We start from the raw sequence: 1,421 nt of genomic DNA, 5'->3' as shown, positions 1-1,421 counted from the left end.
ATTGGAGTGGTGTAGCTGACGGCTGATTGCCGTGCTTTCCGACGTCGGGTCGGAGGGGACATCAGCGTGCCACAGCGGGCAGACTGATTTGCGGATCATCGCTCATTTGGGCCATGGTCTCAAGGGTCATGTACCGGGCGCGTTGGACGGCCCATTCGTCATTTTGTTCGAGCAACAGTGCACCGACGAGGCGGACGATGGCTTCGTCGTTCGGAAAGATGCCAACGACCTCGGTGCGGCGTTTGATTTCGCCGTTAAGACGCTCAATTGGATTCGTTGAGTGGAGCTTTGCCCGGTGCTCTTTCGGGAAGGTCATATAAGCGAGCACGTCCTCTTCGGCGTCGTCCATGATGGTGGCAAGCTTCGGCACTTTCGGTCTGATCTGATCGGCAACACTGCGCCATTGAGCGCTGGCTGCCTCCGGCGTCTCTTGGGCAAAGGCCGTTGCGATGAACGCGGATACGACCCGCCTGCCGCTCTTGCCGGCATGCGCCAGTACGTTCCTCATGAAGTGAACCCGGCACCGTTGCCAGGTGGCGTTGAGAACCTTCGTGACGGCGGCCTTGAGACCTTCGTGCGCATCGGAGACGACAAGCTTCACGCCACGCAATCCTCGACGTGTCAGCCTGCGCAGGAATTCCGTCCAGATCGGCTCGGCTTCCGACGTGCCGACTTCCATCCCCAGAACCTCGCGTCGACCATCGCTGTTGACGCCGACGGCAATGATAACGGCAACGGAAACGATGCGGCCGCCGCGCCGGACTTTGAGGTAGGTCGCATCCACCCATACATACGGCCACTCACCTTCAATCGGCCTGTCGAGGAACGCCTTCACCTTGACGTCGATTTCTTCGCATAGACGGCTCACCTGGCTTTTGGAAATGCCAGACATGCCCATGGCCTTGACCAAGTCGTCGACAGAACGTGTTGATATCCCTTGGATATACGCCTCCTGGATAACCGCCGTCAGGGCCTTTTCCGCCATCCGACGCGGTTCGAGAAAGCTGGGGAAATAGCTGCCCTTGCGTAGCTTCGGAATGCGAAGCTCGACGGTTCCAGCCCGTGTCTCCCAATCGCGGTCACGGTAGCCATTGCGTTGAGCAAGCCGCATCGGGTTCTTCTCACCAAAGTCAGCACCCGTGGCCGAGCCGACCTCCAGCTCCATCAGCCGCTCGGCCGCAAAACCAATCATCTCACGCAATAAATCTGCATCCGCGCTCTTCTCAACGAGGGAGCGCACGTTCATCATGTCATTGGTCATCGGTGGTCTTTCCGTCAGGTTGGTCTTGAACAACCCGACCCTAGCGGAAAACACTGATGGCCGCCCGCAAAGCCGATCACCCGCTACAGCGCAACGAGAAGCGCGCGGGCACTCGGCTTCGCTATCTCCCGCCAGTTACACCATCTGCTGGGACACGATC

At 59.2% G+C, this 1,421-nt stretch carries 1 protein-coding gene; it reads right to left on the bottom strand.

Translation table 11 applies throughout. From position 1 onward, the window contains the following. Positions 1-61 precede the first annotated feature (61 nt). Positions 62-1,261 (bottom strand): IS256 family transposase, encoded by a 1,200-nt coding sequence (locus tag RGCCGE502_RS34305; protein WP_016558830.1) that lies wholly within the window; start codon positions 1,259-1,261, stop codon positions 62-64. Positions 1,262-1,421 lie beyond the last annotated feature (160 nt).

It is taken from the genome of Rhizobium grahamii CCGE 502 (assembly GCF_000298315.2).
Classification (GTDB): Bacteria; Pseudomonadota; Alphaproteobacteria; order Rhizobiales; family Rhizobiaceae; genus Rhizobium; species Rhizobium grahamii.
Note: the sequence above shows the minus strand (reverse complement) of the source record. Positions and strands in the feature narration are given on the sequence as shown.

Excerpts from the sequence above, each read along its gene's own strand:
- RGCCGE502_RS34305 (WP_016558830.1), bottom strand. The coding sequence starts at position 1,261 with ATGACCAATGACATGATGAACGTGCGCTCCCTCGTTGAGAAGAGCGCG.